We start from the raw sequence: 16,898 nt of genomic DNA, 5'->3' as shown, positions 1-16,898 counted from the left end.
CCAAAACCGCGCGTGCGGATGGTTACTGTATTTCGGCCCATAAGGGTGAAAACGGTACGGGTGTTGCAGTCCCCAACTGTCACCTCAAAGGACCCCGGCCTCCCGCCCAAGGCGTGAGACCAAAGACTTCGGCATGGAAGCGGCGCCCCAATAGCCCCCTTCCTACTGTCCCGAAGTTGTTATTCCCGGCATTCGCCGGTTGTAGTGCTTCAGGACAGAACGGTGGGCACCGTGATGGTGCCCAAACAAACATAGAGAACGTGGAGACACCCATGCAAACCGACACAACTCGCGAGAACCCGCAGGGCACCTTGCCTCAGGCCGCTGATTCGAATTCGGATCTGTCCGCCACCGCGCCGGGCCAGCTTCGCGTGATCAAGCGTAACGGCACTGTCGTTCCTTACACCGATGACAAAATCACCGTCGCCATCACCAAAGCGTTTCTCGCAGTTGAGGGCGGCACCGCTGCCGCTTCGTCGCGAATCCACGACACCGTTGCACGCCTGACCGAACAGGTCACCGCGACCTTCAAGCGTCGCATGCCATCGGGCGGCACCATCCACATCGAAGAAATCCAGGACCAGGTCGAACTGGCCCTGATGCGCGCCGGCGAGCAGAAAGTTGCTCGCGACTACGTGATCTATCGTGATGCCCGTTCCAAGGAACGCGCCGTACGCGCCCCGGCCGAAGATGCGGTCAACGCTCATCCTTCGATCCGCATTACCCGTGCCGACGGCAGCCTGGCGCCGCTGGACATGGGCCGCCTGAACACCATCGTCACCGAAGCCTGCGAAGGCCTGGAGGAAGTCGACGGCGACCTGATCCAGCGCGAAACCCTGAAAAACCTGTACGACGGCGTGGCCCTGACCGACGTCAACACCGCCCTGGTGATGACTGCCCGTACGCTGGTCGAGCGTGAGCCAAACTACTCGTTCGTCACCGCGCGCCTGCTGATGGACACCCTGCGTGCCGAAGGCCTGGGCTTCCTCGGCGTCGCCGAAAGCGCCACCCACCACGAAATGGTCGACCTGTACGCCAAGGCCCTGCCTGCCTACATCGCCAAGGGTATCGAATTCGAATTGCTGAACCCGGTTCTGGCCGACTTCGACCTGGAAAAACTGGGCAAGGCGATCAACCACGAGCGCGACCAGCAGTTCACCTACCTGGGCCTGCAAACCCTGTACGACCGTTACTTCATCCACAAGGATGGCGTGCGGTTCGAACTGCCGCAGATTTTCTTCATGCGCGTAGCCATGGGCCTGGCGATCGAAGAGAAGCAAAAGGAAGACCGTGCGATCGAGTTCTACAACCTGTTGTCGTCCTTCGACTACATGTCCTCGACCCCGACGCTGTTCAACGCCGGCACCCTGCGTCCGCAGCTGTCGAGCTGCTACCTGACCACCGTGCCGGATGACCTGTCGGGCATCTACCACGCGATCCACGACAACGCCATGCTGTCGAAATTCGCCGGCGGCCTGGGCAACGACTGGACGCCTGTTCGTGCACTGGGTTCGTACATCAAGGGCACCAACGGCAAATCCCAGGGCGTCGTACCGTTCCTGAAAGTGGTGAACGACACTGCCGTCGCCGTTAACCAGGGTGGCAAGCGCAAGGGCGCTGTCTGTGCCTACCTGGAAACCTGGCACATGGACATCGAGGAGTTCATCGAACTGCGCAAGAACACCGGTGATGACCGTCGTCGTACCCACGACATGAACACCGCCAACTGGATTCCTGACCTGTTCATGAAGCGTGTCTTCGATGATGGCAAGTGGACCCTGTTCTCGCCGTCCGAAGTTCCAGACCTGCACGACCTGACTGGCAAGGCCTTCGAAGAGCGCTACGAGTACTACGAAGCCCTGACCGAGTACCCAGGCAAGGTCAAGCTGTTCAAGACCATCCAGGCCAAAGACCTGTGGCGCAAAATGCTGTCCATGCTGTTTGAAACCGGCCACCCATGGCTGACCTTCAAAGACCCGTGCAACCTGCGCAGCCCGCAGCAGCACGTCGGCGTGGTCCACAGCTCGAACCTGTGCACCGAGATCACCTTGAACACCAACAAGGACGAAATCGCCGTTTGCAACCTGGGCTCGATCAACCTGCCAAACCACATCGTCAACGGCAAGCTGGACACCACCAAGCTGCAACGCACCGTGAACACGGCAGTACGCATGCTCGATAACGTGATCGACATCAACTACTACTCGGTGCCGCAAGCGAAGAACTCCAACTTCAAGCACCGTCCGGTCGGCCTGGGCATCATGGGCTTCCAGGACGCGTTGTACCTGCAACACATCCCTTACGGTTCCGACGCAGCAGTCGAGTTTGCCGACAAGTCGATGGAAGCGGTCAGCTACTACGCGATCCAGGCCTCCTGCGACCTGGCTGACGAGCGCGGTGCCTACGAGACGTTCCAGGGCTCTCTGTGGTCCAAGGGCATCCTGCCGCTGGATTCGCAACAGATCCTGATCGAACAACGTGGCCAGAAGTACATCGACGTTGACCTGAACGAAACCCTGGACTGGGCCCCTGTGCGCGCCCGTGTACAGAAAGGCATTCGTAACTCCAACATCATGGCCATCGCACCGACCGCGACCATCGCCAACATCACTGGCGTTTCGCAGTCGATCGAACCGACCTACCAGAAACCTCTATGTGAAATCGAACCTGTCGGGCGAATTCACCGTGATCAACCCGTACCTGGTTCGCGATCTGAAAGCTCGCGGTCTGTGGGATTCGGTCATGATCAACGATCTGAAGTACTACGACGGTTCCGTGCAGCAAATCGAGCGCATCCCGCAAGAGCTCAAAGAGCTCTACGCGACCGCCTTCGAAGTGGACACCAAGTGGATCGTTGACGCGGCAAGCCGTCGTCAGAAGTGGATCGACCAGGCCCAGTCCCTGAACCTGTACATCGCCGGCGCTTCGGGCAAGAAGCTGGACGTGACCTACCGCATGGCCTGGTACCGTGGTCTGAAAACCACTTACTACCTCCGTGCCCTGGCCGCGACCAGCACCGAGAAGTCGACCATCAACACCGGCAAGCTGAACGCTGTTTCCAGCGGCGGCAACCATGGCGACGACTCGGTCCTGGCTGCGCCAGCAGGTCCGGCGCCAGTGCCGAAGGCCTGCGCCATCGACGAGCCGGATTGCGAAGCTTGCCAATAAGCTGAGCTGGTCAGCGTCGCAAGACGCTTTCCTGAAACCCCCGATGAGCCACTGGCTGATCGGGGGTTTTCTTTTGGCTCTTGCAGGCGAAAGCGTGCTCGCGATGCAGGTGAAAACCACACGGTTATTCAGCCAGAACACGTGATCGTTAACGCCCGTCGCGAGCAAGCTCGCTCCTACCGGACCGACCCAAACTAAAAAGCCCCTCTGCGAGGGGCTTTTTGTGCAGCGCTTTCAGCCAACCGGCATCAGGTCATCTGAATAATGGTCTGCATGATGGTGCTCTGGGTGGAGATGGTCTTGGCGTTCGCCTGGTAGTTGCTCTGCGCCTTGATCAGGTCGACCAGTTCGTTGGTCAGGTTAACGTTGGACTCTTCCAGGGAGTTGGAAACCACCGCGCCGAGGGTACCGGTTTTCGGTGCATCAACGCCGGCCACGCCCGAGGCGTAGGTTTCTTTCCAGCGGGTACCGCCGATTGGCTGCAAGCCTTGCTCGTTGGCGAAGCTGGCAACCGCTACCTGTCCGATGGCCTTGGTTTGCTGGTTGCTGAAGTTGGCGGTCATGACACCGCTTTCGTCGATGGTCAGGCTGGAGATCTGGCCGGTGGCGTAGCCGTCCTGGTATTGGGCGGTACGGGCGGTTGGCGAGTTGTAAGAAGTGGTCAGCGCCATGTTGAACGCAATACCGCCAGTGGCAGCGACGGAACCGTTCGGGCCCCAGGTCACAGGAATCGTTGCGGCGTTTGTAATGGCACCAGGCACCCAACCAGTCATGGTCAACGTGTTACCGGTCTTGGTCCAGCCGGCACCCGCCGTCAGCGTGTTAATGCTGCCATCGGAGTTGAAAGTGATGTCAGCGGTCAAAGGAGTCAGGGTATTGTTGGCCGGATCCGAAGGGGTACGGCCGTCCATGTAGGTATAGACACGCCAGGCATTGGTACCCGTTTTCACGTAGTACTGGTCCATGGTGTGCTCGTTACCCTGGCTGTCGTAGACCTTGGTGGAGATAGTCTTGTTATAGCTATTAGTATCTGTCGGGCTGAACGTGGCCACGGTAGGATTTGTTTCCGCCGAGTTCAGGTTCATCGTCTGATCAACCTTGGTAGTCGGATTCGGCTTCAGGCTCGACGTATCAATCTTCAAGTCAGTCAACACACCGTTGATGATCTTGCCATTGGAGTCGACGCCATAACCCTGCAGACGGTTGCCGTTGTTGTCGACCACGTAGTTCTGGGCGTCTGTCTTGAACGCGCCGGCACGGGTGTAGCTCAAGGAGCCGTTGTCGCTGAGGATGAAGAAACCGTTGCCCTGGATACCCATGTCCAACACGTTGCCGGTGTTGTTCACGTCGCCCTGGCCAAACTGCTGGGAAACGTTGGCCAGACGCACGCCGTTGCCGACAGTCTTGCTACCGGTACCCAGGCGCGTGGCCGAGTACACATCTTCGAATTCTGCACGGGACGATTTGAAACCGGCGGTCGCGACGTTGGCGATGTTGTTGCCGGTTACGTCCAGCTGTTTGTTGGCTGCATAGAGACCGCTAAGGCCGATATTGAAAGACATATTCCACTCCTTTGTGCCGTGTTAGTCGGCTCTATATACCAATGGTCTGTACTTTGGACAGGGCAACACTGCCCAGGCCTGCCAGGTTCAGCATCAACTCACCGCCGGTCTGGCTGATGGTCACGCTGTTGACGGTGGCCGGCAGGTAAGTCACCAGCGAGGTCGCCTGGCTGTCGTAAGTCGCGGTAGCCGAAAACTTGTACGTGCCGGCCTTGGCCACCTCGCCCGCATCGTTTTTGCCGTCCCAGATGAAACTGGCGTTACCGGCTTGCTGGCTGCCCAGGTCGATGGTGCGAACAACTTTGCCATCGGTATCAGTGATCTTGATCGTCACCGGATTCGTCGAGGCAGGTACGACCGCCGTACCGTTGAAACTCTTGGAGGTGTCGACCACTGCGGTGTCGGTCTGGGCAACAACAGAACGACCTACCAGCGAAGAAGCCTGCAACGCTTGAGACGAGTTGTAGTTGCCGGCAATGCCGCTGACCGTATCGTTGAGCGTGGTAATTCCTTCCAGGCTACTGAACTGTGCCAATTGAGCCACGAACGCGCTGTTGTCCTGCGGGTCCAGCGGGTTCTGGTTTTTCAGTTGCGTCACCAGCAACTGCAGGAACGCGTCCTTGCCCAGGGACTGGTTGCCTGTGGAGCCGCTGACCGCCGATCCCAGACTGCCCTTCGTGGTGCTGGTCTTGACCGAAGAATTGGCCAAGACATCCTTGAGGCTCAAACCGCTGGTGGAATCGCTAACACTCATCTGAGTCGCCCCTTATCACTGACCGAGGGTCAGGACTTTCTGCATCATGGTTTTGGCGGTGTTCATCATTTCAGCGTTGGTCTGGAACGAACGACTCGCGGAAATCATGTCAGCCATTTCTTCCACTACGTTGACGTTCGGGTAGTAGACGTAGCCCTTGGCATCGGCAGCCGGATGGTTCGGCTCGTAACGCGCCTCGAGGTTGCTCTGATCTTCGACCACGCCCATGACCTGCACGCCTTGACCGGCGGCGTCCTGGTTCTGGAACAGCGAATCGCTGCCGCCGCTCTGGCCGCCCTGGAACATGGTGGCGAATACCGGATGACGCGCGCGATAGGTCTGGTCGATGCTCGACGAGACGGTTTCGGCGTTGGCGATGTTCGAAGCAACGGTGTTCAAACGAGTGGTTTGCGCACTCATGCCGCTACCGGCAATGTTGAAAACACTGGACAGGGACATGACTTACTCTCCGCGCAAGGCTGACACCAGCCCTTTGAATTTGCTGTTGAGCAGCGTGAAGCTGGCCTGGAAGCCGACTGCGTTTTCCGCGTAGTTCGACTGTTCCAGTTGAGCGTCAACGGTGTTCTGGTCGATCGACGGTTGCATCGGCGTGCGATACATCAGCGACTCGTCACCATTACCCAGGCCTTCGGCTTCGATATGACGACTGTTGGTCATGTTCAAGGCGAACGTGCCGTTCTTGGCTTTATCGCTCTGCGCCTCAAGCACTTTCGAGAACTCCAGATCCCGAGCCTTGTAGTTCGGGGTGTCGGCGTTGGCAATGTTGTTGGCCAGAACTTCGGCGCGCTGAGCGCGAAAGCCCAGAGCCTTTTCGTGAATACCGAGCGCTTTATCGAAGCTGATGCTCATGTCGGGAAACCTTCGGGTGACCTGATTTTTCGTACGATGAACTTAGCAAGCGTCATGCCAACTCATGAAGCCCCGTAAACCGGGGCTTTGCGAGCAGTGGCAACGCGGCAATGCCAGAAAAGCGGCAACCGTTTTCCGCCGCCTGCCGCTTTTCTGCCGCTTGCCCATTGGCAAACACACGCGTTCTTGGGAGCGGGCTCGAGGTGTCGGCAGGAATACGCCGGGCATAAAAAAACGGGAGCCCTCTGAGGTCTCCCGTTTTCAGTCCAGCAACGAATCACTTCGCCTGGTAAATGATCCCCGGACTGCACTGGACCATCTGGTAATGATCCGGCAATCCATTGAGCGCTTCCGAAGCACCAAGGAACAGATAACCACCGGGCTTCAATGTACTGTGAATCCGCAACAGGATGTCCTTCTTCACTTCGGCAGAGAAGTAAATCAGGACGTTGCGACAGAACACGATGTCGAACTTGCCCAGGCTGGCGTAACTGTCCAGCAGATTGAACGAGCGGAACTCCACCCGACTCTTGATCGGAGCCTTGATGACCCAGCGCCCCGGCCCTTTCGGGTCAAAATATCGCTGCAGTCGCTCAGGTGACAGGCCGCGACCAATGGCCAGGCTGTCGTACTCGCCGGTCTTGCAGTTGGTGAGCATGGTGCTGGAAAGATCGGTGGCAACGATCTGCACGCCCATCCTCAACTGGCCCATGTTGACCCGCTCGAACTCGTCAATGGACATCGACAGCGAATACGGTTCCTGACCCGACGAGCATGCCGCCGACCAGATGCGCAGACGCTGGCCGGGACTGGCCTTGATCGCTTCGGGCAGTACCTTGTTCTTTAAGACTTCAAAGGGGTAGGTATCACGAAACCACAGGGTTTCGTTGGTGGTCATGGCGTCCACCACCTGCTCGCGCAAACCGCTGCGCGGTTGGGTCTGCATGCGCTGGACAAGCTCACCCAACGACTTGATACCCTGCTGCTCCATCAGTTTGTTGAGACGGCTCGAGACCAGATACTGCTTGTTTTCACCGAGCAAAATGCCACAGGCTTTTTCCAGGAATACCCGGAACTGTTCGAAATCCAAATTACCCGTTGACAATGCTGCCGCCTCTTAAATCGTGTTGACTGCCGGGGGCCGAACGCCCCTAGCTAATGTCTGCTGCTTTGATCCGGTCGACTACCCGGGATGCCAGGTCATCAGGACGGAATTTGGCGAGGAAGTCATCGGCACCGACTTTCTTGACCATCGCCTGATTGAACACACCCGACAACGAAGTATGCAGGATGATATGAAGCTTTTGCATGCGAGGGTCGCTGCGGATCTCCGCCGTGAGGGTGTACCCGTCCATCTCCGGCATCTCGATGTCGGAGATCATCATCAGGAACTCTTCTTCCGGCTTCTTGCCCTCGTCGACCAGTTTGCGCAGGTAATCCAGCGCTTGCCGACCGTCGTTGAGCGCCACCACTTCGACACCCACCGTTTGCAGGCAACGCGTAACCTGCTTGCGCGCCACCGACGAGTCATCGACCGTCAGCACACGCAAAGAGAGCGCCTTGTGCTGGGTTTCGACGTCCACCACGCCTGCGGAGATCGCTTCCGGTGTCGGCGCCACTTCCGCCAGCACCTTTTCGACATCGATGATTTCGACGAGCTGATTGTCGACCCGAGTCACCGCCGTCAGGTAGTGATCGCGGCCAGTGCCCTTGGGTGGCGGATGAATCTCCTCCCAGTTCATGTTCACGATCCGCTCCACCGAGCGCACCAGGAACCCCTGAGTCTTGGTGTTGTACTCCGTGATGATCACGAAGGGATTGTTCTTGTCTTTCAAACCACCCGAGCCGGTCGCCATCGCCAGATCAAGGATCGGAATGGTCGCCCCCCGAATATTCGCCACGCCGCACACGACAGGACTGGACTTGGGCATCAGCGTCAATTGGGGGCATTGCAGCACCTCCCGAACCTTGAATACGTTGATCCCATACAGCTGCTGGCCGTCAAGACGGAACAACAACAGCTCAAGGCGATTCTGCCCCACCAGTTGCGTGCGCTGGTTTACCGAATCCATTACACCAGCCATGCCCAGACTCCTACACCAACGCTAAGTGTTGTTGCGACGCACATTCATCTCTAAACGGCACGGCGCTTGCTTTTTATCTCTCTATGAACACAGAACCGACATTTTTTCGACGCCTGACCACACCCTACCGCAAATTGCTCGGCGTGTTGGCGGCCGTATGCCTGTTCAACGCTGGCAGCCCTGCCCTTGCTGACGCGGTTACCTTGCCTGACATGCTTATCGGCGTCACTCAGGGCTTTCTTGAGTTCACCGTAGAAGACTATCTGGCCACCAGTCAAACGGAAGGTCGCTACGAAATCCAGGTCAATCAGCTTGATCCCCGATTGCGCATGCCAATGTGCGACAAGGAATTGACAGCCTCGCTGGAGAGTCCGGCCAAGCCGTTGGGGCGGGTAACGGTCAAGGTTCGCTGCGAAGGCGCTTCGCCCTGGACGGTGTTCGTACCCGCTCAAGTACGCCTGTTTCGCGACGTCGTGACCACCACTCGACCGCTGCGCCGTGCCGGCATTGTCGAGCCTGGCGACGTCACCTTGCGAGAGCGTGACATCAGCCTGATCAGCCAGGGCTATCTGACATCGGTGGATCAGGCGATCGGACAAAGACTGACCCGACCAACGGTCACTGACCAGGTCATTACCCTGGTGCACATCGAGCAGGCCGAAGTCATTCGCAAGGGCGATCAGGTGGTGATTACCGCGCGCAGCGGTACGCTCAGTGTGAGAATGCCTGGCGAGGCACTGGCCAGCGGTGGCCTGAACGAACAGATCCGGGTCAAGAACCTCAACTCCCAGCGAGTCATCAAGGCGCAGGTCACCGCGCCAGGTCAGGTGGAAGTGTCCATGTAGGGTTCTCTATTCCTGGCGCTCGCGGCTCAAGAGGATGGCGCTAACCAAGGCTGTTCCCTAAACTGTTCCCCATTCAGGGCGGGCACTGACGCGCGCAAGCTCATTGATAAACGGGCCTAAAGTTTTTCAGGGAATGGCCGAAACCATGGCAAGCGTCCAAATTCCCAGAGGTTTTTTATCATGGTCATCGATTTCAGCCGTTTGAACAGTTCCTCGTCACTTACGGGCAGTACACGTACCAGCGCAAGCAAGGCAGCGGCCGAGGCCGATAAATCCGCGTCGCTGAATACCCCGGCCGAACAGGCCAGTACCGTCAAAAGCGGGGAATCGGTACATCTCAGCAATGAGGCTCAACAGTTGCAAAAGGTCACTGATACGCTGCGCGATCAACCTGTCGTCGACAACGCCCGCGTGGCTGCGTTGAAAGCAGCGATTGCCGATGGCAGCTACAAAGTCGACAGCAACCGTATAGCCAGCAAACTGCTCAACTTCGAAGCCCAGCGCTAGGCCCAAGGCCTGCGCCAGGCTTTTGGACGCTTAAAACCCAAGGCCAGCCATGCAAGACACTAATTTACTGCAACTGATCATCGACGATTTTGCTCCAGCGCAACAATTGCTGGAGTTACTGCAGACCGAGTCCCTCGCCTTGCATGGTCGCGACATGCCTCTGCTCGAAAACGTTCTGGCGCAGAAACAGGCATTGATCATCTTGCTCGAACAGCATGGCCGCAAGCGCAGCGAGATCCTCGCCAGCCTCAACCTGCCTGCCAACCGCAGCGGCCTGGAACAATTGGCCAGCCAGTCAAGCGTTGGCGAAGCATTGCTGGCGCAAAGCGATGTGCTGACCAACCTCCTGGCCCAGTGCCACACGACCAATGCCAGCAACGGACAGTCGATCCTGATACAGCAGGCCGCTACGGCTACCCAGCTGAAAATTCTTACCGGCGGCGAACCTCCCGCGCTCTACGATGCCAGCGGATCATTCTCCAAGCTTGTGAAACCGCGCCCGCTCAGTCAGGCTTAAGCTTGTCGATGAGCACGCTCTATCAAGACGCGAAACATGCTGGCAAAATGCCCGCTAGCCGTAGTCAAAATTTGTCTGGAGATTGATTAACCGTGTCCAATGCCTTAAATGCGGATGATGCTCCGCAGCCACCCAAGGTGCTTAGCACGCCTCTGGAAATCTCCAGCAACCTGCGCCAGCTGCAAGAAAGTCATGACCCACTGATCATTACGTTCCACGAGCGCAGCCAGCGTTTCCAGAGCTATCTGGTGGACATTGATCGTGAAACCAACATGATTGCCCTGGACGAAATGATTCCCCGCGACGGCGAGCGTTTCCTGTTGGCCGGCGAACCCTTCAAAGTCGAAGGCTTCCACGAAGGCGTGCGCATTGCCTGGGAAAGCAACGGTCCGCTGACTATCGACGAATCCGGCGATAGTCGTTGCTATCGCGGCACGCTGCCCGATGAAGTGGTCTACCACCAGCGCCGCAATGCGTTTCGCGCGGCGTTGAAGCTGGCACAACTGGTCGACGTCGACCTTGATGGCGAGAAAATCAAGGCACCGATCAGCGGCAAGCTGCTGGACATCTCGGCTACCGGTTGCAAGTTACGCTTTTCTGGCGACATCACTGACCGACTGCAATTGGGTCAAGTCTATGACCGCTTCGTGGCCGCCCTGCCCTTTGGCAAGATGACAGCCCCGGTCGAGTTGCGTTACCTGCACTTTGAAGAAAAGATCTCCACCACCTTCGCCGGTGTGCGCTTCCATAACATGAGCGGACTGGTGCAACGGCAGGTCGAGCGGTTCGTCTATCAGTTGCAACGCGAAGCGCGTCGCTTCGACAAAGACGACTTCTGAGACAGTCCTTCAATAAAAACGGGCAGCCCCTTGCGGTGACTGCCCGTTTTTTTGCCTCAGTGTTATGGCCTGGCTTCGGTAAAACTTTTTTCACTCCCCGCGTCCGGCTGCTCACGAGGTGTATCGTCTTCAGGCTCCGATTCGGCCCCTGGTTCGGAAGGTATCGGGTTCTGCATCTGGTCCTGCACCACCTGCTCATTGACCCGCGGATCGAGTGCCGCCACCAGTGGCGAGCTCGACATACTATCCGGCATGGCGACGTGCTGCAGAGGCGCATCGTCCACCTGATGCAGGTTGGTTACCGCTTTCGGACGGATTCGCCACACCAGGATCAACGCGAAAAAACTGAAGAATGCATAAAGCATCTGGCTGCCGAACAACTTCATCAGCACCCCGGCCACCAGCGGTCCGATACTGGCGCCGACCCCGTAGGTCACCAACAACATGGCGGTCAGCGATACACGACGATCCCCCTCGATGTGATCGTTGGAAAATGCCACTGCCAGCGGATACAGACAGAACTGGACCAATGAGCAGAGAAAACCGGCGATGAACAATACCTCTAGCGGAACCCGCTCCATGATCGCCAACGGCAAAGCGGCCAGAGCCAGGCTGAAAGCAAAGCTGCGGATCAACAGCGCCCGGTCATAGCGATCGGACAACCACCCCAGAGGCCACTGCACCAGCAGCCCGGCAAAAATGCAGCTGCCCATGAACAAACCGACCTGCTCGGTGGACAACCCTTGCTGAGAGGCATACAGCGGTGCCAAGCCATAAAACGAACCGACGATCAGCCCAGCCCCCAACACCGTACTCAACGACTGCGGCACACGCTTGATAAAGAACCTCGGCTCCATCGGTGCCGGATGCAACGGCGCCGGGTGAATGCGTCGGGTCAGGGCCACCGGCACCAGGCACAAAGCAAAGCACAGGGCGACCAACATCAGTAACTCGAGCCCCAGCCCCGGGTGCATGACCAGAATCAACTGACCCAGCACCAACCCCAGATACGACGCAATCATGTAGCCGCTAAACACCACCCCGCGTTGCTTGGTGTCAGCCTGTTCGTTGAGCCAACTCTCGATGACCATGTATTGACACATCATGCCGAGACCGACGATTACCCGCAGGAATAGCCAGGCAGGCAACCAGTTCACCAGACCATGGCCTAGCACCGCCGCGCCGACGATCCCGGCACAGGCCGAATAAGCTCGAATGTGGCCGACCCGGGCAATCAACCGGTGGCCGATCTTGCCACCCAGTACCAGGCCAAAATAGTTGGCAGCCATCAACGCACCGACCCACAGACTGTCGACATGGTCGGCAGCCAGACGCAATGCCAGGTAAGTACTCAAAAGGCCTGAGCCGATCAACATCATCAGCGAGGCGAAATAAAGCGCTCGAAAGGATTTCCAGATTTGGCGCATCGGCGTTCCGAGCGGCTCCTTGCAGTGAGAAACGGACTATCCAAACGATAGCCCGGTGTCGACATTTCGTCAGGCCTGGGCTGCTAGAACACGCCGCTCCCAGGGAGTAATTTCATCATAAAAACTGGTCAACTCCATGGTCTTCGAAGCGATGTAGCCTTCGATGAACTCTTTACTGAACAGTTCCTTTGCCAGTTGGCTACGTTTCAGACGCTCGAGAGCAGCATGCAAGGTACAGGGTAGCGAAAGATTGTCCGGCACCTCAAATTCGCCCTGGATCGGATCGCTCGGTTCCAGTCGTCGTTCAATGCCATAGAGTCCCGCCGCCAGGCTAGCGGCAATTGCCAGATAAGGGTTGGCATCAGCCCCCGGCAAGCGATTCTCGACCCGACGAGCGACCGGCGAACTGGCCGGAATTCTCAAGCCTGCTGCCCGGTTGTCATGGGACCAACAAGCATTATTCGGTGATGCGAAGGGATGGCACAAGCGCTGATACGAGTTCACGTTCGGCGCAAACAGCGCGGTGAAGTCGGCCATGCAGGCCTGCTGTCCGGCAATGAAATGATGGAAGGTCGCCGTCGGTTGGCCGTCTCCAGCACTGAATACGTTATGCCCATTATCGATATCGACGATGCTCTGGTGGATATGCATCGAACTGCCCGGCGTATGCGCCAATGGCTTGGCCATGCAGACAACGATCAGGCCATGCTTGAGCGCCACCTCTTTGAGCAAATGTTTGAACAGGAATGTCTGGTCGGCCAATAGCAGCGGATCGCCGTGCAGCAGGTTGATCTCAAACTGACTGACGCCCATTTCGTGCATGAACGTATCGCGCGGCAAACCCAACGCCGCCATGCAGGCGTAGACCTCACTGAAGAACGGGCGCAGACCGTTGTTGGAGCTGACACTGAACGCCGAATGACCATCCTCGCGACGTCCGTCCAGTCCTGTTGGAGGCTGGAAGGGTTGAGAAGGATCGGTATTAGGTGCAAAGACAAAGAACTCCAGCTCGGTTGCCACCACCGGCGCGAGGCCAAGCGCCGCGTAACGTGCGATAACCGCCTTGAGTTGACCACGAGTCGAAAGATTGGAGCTGGCGCCGGTCAGCTCATCCGCGTCGCAAATGGCGAATGCCCGTGGCTGCTGGGTCCAGGGCAAGCGATGGATCTGCGCGGGATCTGCCACCAGCGCGAGGTCTCCATCATCGCTTCCATAAAAGCGTGCTGGCGGATACCCACCCATGATGCATTGCAGCAGCACACCGCGCGCCATCTGCAAACGGCGTCCGTCGAGAAAGCCCTCGGCGGTCATCACTTTGCCCCGTGGCACGCCATTCAAGTCCGGTGTGACGCATTCAATCTCATCAATACCCGTCAATCGCTGCGCGAGTGAACTGAGGTCATCCGCTTTCATGACGCAATCCTTGTTGTTGTGCGAGCCGTGAACGGCGACGCGTACAAAATAGACTCCGCGTGTTCAGAATATCAAGCAGTGTTAATCAAAAAGGTCTGCGGCCAGAGAAAGGCTCAAGGCAGGTAAAGACTGAATACGCCTCCACCCAATGGGCCGCCGTTGCTGATTCTGGTGTGCCCCCCGACGCCGTTTCGCTGATGCAAGGCCGCGATCCGCCCTGCAAAGTACAAACCCAGCCCGGTACTACCGCTACTTTGATTGATACCCTGCACATAATCAGCCTGTCGCTCGATCATCTCGCACGGATACCCTTCACCATCATCGTTGATGGTCAGCACCAGTTGCCCAGCCTCATCGCTGACGGTGATCAATAGCGCATGCCGGGCATAACGAATGGCGTTGTTGATGCTGTTGGCCAATACCGAAGCAATCAGCTCCCGATCGAAGAAACCCAAAGGGCTCAGCGGATCCACCTCGAAAGAAGCGGCAATACCACGGCTGGCGAACACGTCCTGGTGACACGCCAATTGCGCTTCAATGAAGTCATCCAGCTCATGGTAGGCCGGCTGCAGGGGCATTTGATTGACGCCCAACTTGTACAGCCCCAGCAACTGCACGAGCATGCCGTTGAGGTGAGCGAACTCGAACTCGATCACGCCCTGCTCCGCAGATTGACGGGACGGGCCGGGCAGGTTTGCCAACCATTGGCTGTGGGCCCGCATCAGCATCGCCAATGAGTTCTTCATGTCGTGTACGGTTGAAGCAATCACCGTAGAGAAATCCAATGCTTGCTGGTTGTCGTTCATTCGCCAAACGCCTTGCTTTTAAGCTTCTGATAACGCGGATAACGAGCATCGGTGTCAGGCATCAAACCAACCATTTTCAGACAGGTTCGACATTCTTCGAGCTCGGCCGACGGCACATTGGTATCAGTGCCATGCAGCAATGCCTGCGCCATGTTCAACGCGATACTGATGTTTTTCGGCTGTAGCGCCAGGGCCTTGCGGAAAACGTCCCGGGCCTCTACCAGATTACCGGTCTTGTACACGCGTACGCCTTGCCGGTTGAGGTCAGCGGCGGCGTTGCCGGAGTTGAGGATGGTCGGATCATCGGTCAACTTGGCGATGCCCTTCATGACAGCGGGGTCATCACCGTAGATTTCCGCACAGTTTTTCAACATCGACGCGCCCGCACTGGGTTGTCCGAGCATTTGTAGTTGCTTGGCCACCAAGAGTGCCGCTTCCGCGCTCATGAATTGCTCCATGCCATCGAGGCGCATCATCGCTTGCTCGGTAAGCTTTTCGGCGGTTTCACTGTCGTTGAGCAAAAGACTGGTCGCCTTCATCAACCGGGCACGAATTTGCAGACCGGGGTCGGACGGATTCTCTTTGGCCACAGCGCTCAGCGTCGTATTGATCTCCAGCCGCGTTCGGGTATCCAGGCCCTTTTCACTCCCTTTGCTGATCAAGGCATGGGCCAGCCCGAGGTTACTTTCCGCATCCTTGAAACGTGACTGGGCGCCTTGGCTAACAGCCTGACGGTAGGCTCTGGAGGCTGTGTCAAAATCTTCATTGGTCATCGCCAATTTGCCTAACTGCGCTTGTCGGCGCACAGCCAATGGCGATAAGCGAATTGCTTCTTCCAATACCGCCTGCGCCGCCTTGGTGTCACCTTCGGCGACCAGCACATCCGCCATACCGTCGTACAGCGCCGGCATCATCGGGAACACTTTCAGTGCTTTTTCGTAGACACCTTTAGCTTGTGCAACCTGACCCCGCTTGAACAGTAATTGCCCAAGCCCGGCAAAGGCCCAGGGCAAAGGACGATCTGCAATGATGCTGTCGTAAAGACGCTCAAGCGCCTCATTCTGGTTGAGGTCACGCAGGGCGTCGGCACGATAGCGCAGGCACAATGGCGAGTAGCGGATATCTTGCTTGCACAGGGCGATGCAGGCGTTTAGCACTTCAAGAGGCTTGTCCCGATCGAGAGCTTGCAGGATCGGCTTAAGCAAGGTTTTGCGCTGTTCCAGGCGCTCCAGGCGCTGGGCCAGGCCGGAGCGGTTGAAGGGTTTGGTCAGGTACGCGTCGGGCTCGTGTTCCAGGGCGCTGAGTACCATGGCCTGGCTGGTTTCGGCGGTGACCATGACGAATACACTTTCATGGCTGATCAGCTTTTCGATCATCAGGTCTTCGAGGACTTGTTGACCGTTCTTCTTGCCATCGCCGAGATGAAAATCCTGCAGGATGAAATGATAGGACTTCTGCGCGCACATACGCAGTGCTTGCTCACCGGAATCGGCAGTATCTACATCCTTCACACCCAGTTCCCGCAGCATGGACCTGACCGAACTGCGGAAATCCGAAAAATCATCGACGATCAGAAAACTCTTTTGGTGATACGACAGCATCGAAGATTTCCAGGCAATTTAAGAAGAAGAATCAAAAGGCCAATACGCGAAAAAGATCAGCTTCATTGCCTCTTTTGGCGCGCAGATGATAGCTAGTAGCCATTAGCTAGCAAGTGATTTCTCTCAAACCAAACGACGGTTCGGAAGATACGAGAAATAAAGTTCACTGTTGCCATACGGTTATCGGCCAGAGGTGGCGTTCTCTTGAAGCGGCAAAAGGTCTATCGCGCCTTTTCGTTGAGAAAAAGGCCTCATAGGTATTCCCCCCCCAGGAGCCAGAAACCATCGCTGCCGCGGCCATTTCCGGCGCAGTACTTTCCTGCGGACAAAAACAAAACCCCTACCTGCATACGCAGATAGGGGTTTCGGAATTTAATCTTGACGATGACCTACTCTCACATGGGGAAACCCCACACTACCATCGGCGATGCATCGTTTCACTGCTGAGTTCGGGATGGGATCAGGTGGTTCCAATGCTCTATGGTCGTCAAGAAATTCGGGTACT

At 57.3% G+C, this 16,898-nt stretch carries 14 protein-coding genes, 1 rRNA gene and 1 pseudogene; 5 read left to right on the top strand and 11 right to left on the bottom strand.

Annotation, left to right across the window (positions count from 1 at the left end):
* Window positions 1–272: 272 nt before the first annotated feature.
* Window positions 273–3,168: pseudogene (locus ACX3YD_RS06205) on the top strand (ribonucleoside-diphosphate reductase subunit alpha).
* 248 nt (window positions 3,169–3,416) lie between these two features.
* On the opposite strand, the gene flgE reads toward ACX3YD_RS06205, so the two are convergent.
* From flgE to ACX3YD_RS06175, 6 genes are all read right to left on the bottom strand, one after another.
* Window positions 3,417–4,730: a flagellar hook protein FlgE gene (gene flgE, locus ACX3YD_RS06200; RefSeq protein WP_458959480.1), complete on the bottom strand. Its 1,314-nt coding sequence runs from the start codon at window positions 4,728–4,730 to the stop codon at window positions 3,417–3,419.
* Between the two features lie 31 nt (window positions 4,731–4,761).
* Entirely contained in the window at window positions 4,762–5,484 is a 723-nt protein-coding gene (flgD, locus tag ACX3YD_RS06195; protein WP_458959479.1) for a flagellar hook assembly protein FlgD, read from the bottom strand.
* Between the two features lie 15 nt (window positions 5,485–5,499).
* On the bottom strand, window positions 5,500–5,943 hold the full coding sequence (gene flgC, locus ACX3YD_RS06190; protein ID WP_034146132.1) for a flagellar basal body rod protein FlgC: 444 nt from the start codon (window positions 5,941–5,943) through the stop codon (window positions 5,500–5,502).
* 3 nt (window positions 5,944–5,946) lie between these two features.
* Window positions 5,947–6,354, bottom strand: a complete 408-nt coding sequence (gene flgB / locus ACX3YD_RS06185; protein WP_047532287.1) for a flagellar basal body rod protein FlgB — start codon at window positions 6,352–6,354, stop codon at window positions 5,947–5,949.
* Between the two features lie 277 nt (window positions 6,355–6,631).
* On the bottom strand, window positions 6,632–7,459 hold the full coding sequence (cheR, locus tag ACX3YD_RS06180) for a protein-glutamate O-methyltransferase CheR (RefSeq protein ID WP_047532288.1): 828 nt from the start codon (window positions 7,457–7,459) through the stop codon (window positions 6,632–6,634).
* A gap of 46 nt (window positions 7,460–7,505) precedes the next feature.
* Window positions 7,506–8,438 carry a chemotaxis protein CheV gene (locus ACX3YD_RS06175; RefSeq protein ID WP_090464367.1) on the bottom strand — a complete coding sequence of 311 codons (933 nt, stop codon included), beginning with the start codon at window positions 8,436–8,438 and terminating at the stop codon, window positions 7,506–7,508.
* An 83-nt stretch (window positions 8,439–8,521) separates the two neighbouring features.
* Here ACX3YD_RS06175 and flgA point away from each other — a divergent pair, with 83 nt between their 5' ends.
* The 4 genes from flgA to ACX3YD_RS06155 all read left to right on the top strand — a co-directional run bounded on the left by flgA (window position 8,522) and on the right by ACX3YD_RS06155 (window position 11,146).
* Window positions 8,522–9,283 carry a flagellar basal body P-ring formation chaperone FlgA gene (gene flgA / locus ACX3YD_RS06170; RefSeq protein WP_047532291.1) on the top strand — a complete coding sequence of 254 codons (762 nt, stop codon included), beginning with the start codon at window positions 8,522–8,524 and terminating at the stop codon, window positions 9,281–9,283.
* 180 nt (window positions 9,284–9,463) lie between these two features.
* Window positions 9,464–9,790 (top strand): flagellar biosynthesis anti-sigma factor FlgM, encoded by a 327-nt coding sequence (gene flgM, locus ACX3YD_RS06165; RefSeq protein WP_047532293.1) that lies wholly within the window; start codon window positions 9,464–9,466, stop codon window positions 9,788–9,790.
* Between the two features lie 49 nt (window positions 9,791–9,839).
* Entirely contained in the window at window positions 9,840–10,307 is a 468-nt protein-coding gene (locus tag ACX3YD_RS06160; protein WP_103406855.1) for a flagella synthesis protein FlgN, read from the top strand.
* Window positions 10,308–10,399: 92 nt separating this feature from the next.
* Entirely contained in the window at window positions 10,400–11,146 is a 747-nt protein-coding gene (locus ACX3YD_RS06155; protein WP_103406856.1) for a flagellar brake protein, read from the top strand.
* Between the two features lie 62 nt (window positions 11,147–11,208).
* Here the strand turns inward: ACX3YD_RS06155 and ACX3YD_RS06150 are convergent, their stop codons facing one another.
* The 5 genes from ACX3YD_RS06150 to rrf all read right to left on the bottom strand — a co-directional run bounded on the left by ACX3YD_RS06150 (window position 11,209) and on the right by rrf (window position 16,885).
* The gene (locus tag ACX3YD_RS06150; RefSeq protein ID WP_047532298.1) at window positions 11,209–12,573 is read right to left on the bottom strand and encodes an MFS transporter; all 1,365 of its coding nucleotides are present in this window, start codon (window positions 12,571–12,573) and stop codon (window positions 11,209–11,211) included.
* 69 nt (window positions 12,574–12,642) lie between these two features.
* Window positions 12,643–13,884, bottom strand: coding sequence for a glutamine synthetase family protein (locus tag ACX3YD_RS06145; RefSeq protein WP_458960388.1), 1,242 nt, complete (start codon window positions 13,882–13,884; stop codon window positions 12,643–12,645).
* Between the two features lie 215 nt (window positions 13,885–14,099).
* Window positions 14,100–14,792 (bottom strand): sensor histidine kinase, encoded by a 693-nt coding sequence (locus tag ACX3YD_RS06140; protein WP_103406858.1) that lies wholly within the window; start codon window positions 14,790–14,792, stop codon window positions 14,100–14,102.
* A complete protein-coding gene (locus ACX3YD_RS06135) occupies window positions 14,789–16,393 on the bottom strand; it encodes a response regulator (protein ID WP_103406859.1) in 1,605 nt (534 codons plus the stop codon). Before ACX3YD_RS06135 ends, ACX3YD_RS06140 begins: the two co-directional genes overlap by 4 nt.
* A 376-nt stretch (window positions 16,394–16,769) precedes the next feature.
* Window positions 16,770–16,885, bottom strand: a 5S ribosomal RNA gene (gene rrf / locus ACX3YD_RS06130).
* Window positions 16,886–16,898 lie beyond the last annotated feature (13 nt).

Source organism: Pseudomonas fluorescens group sp. PF-1 (assembly GCF_054481335.1).
Note: the sequence above shows the minus strand (reverse complement) of the source record. Positions and strands in the feature narration are given on the sequence as shown.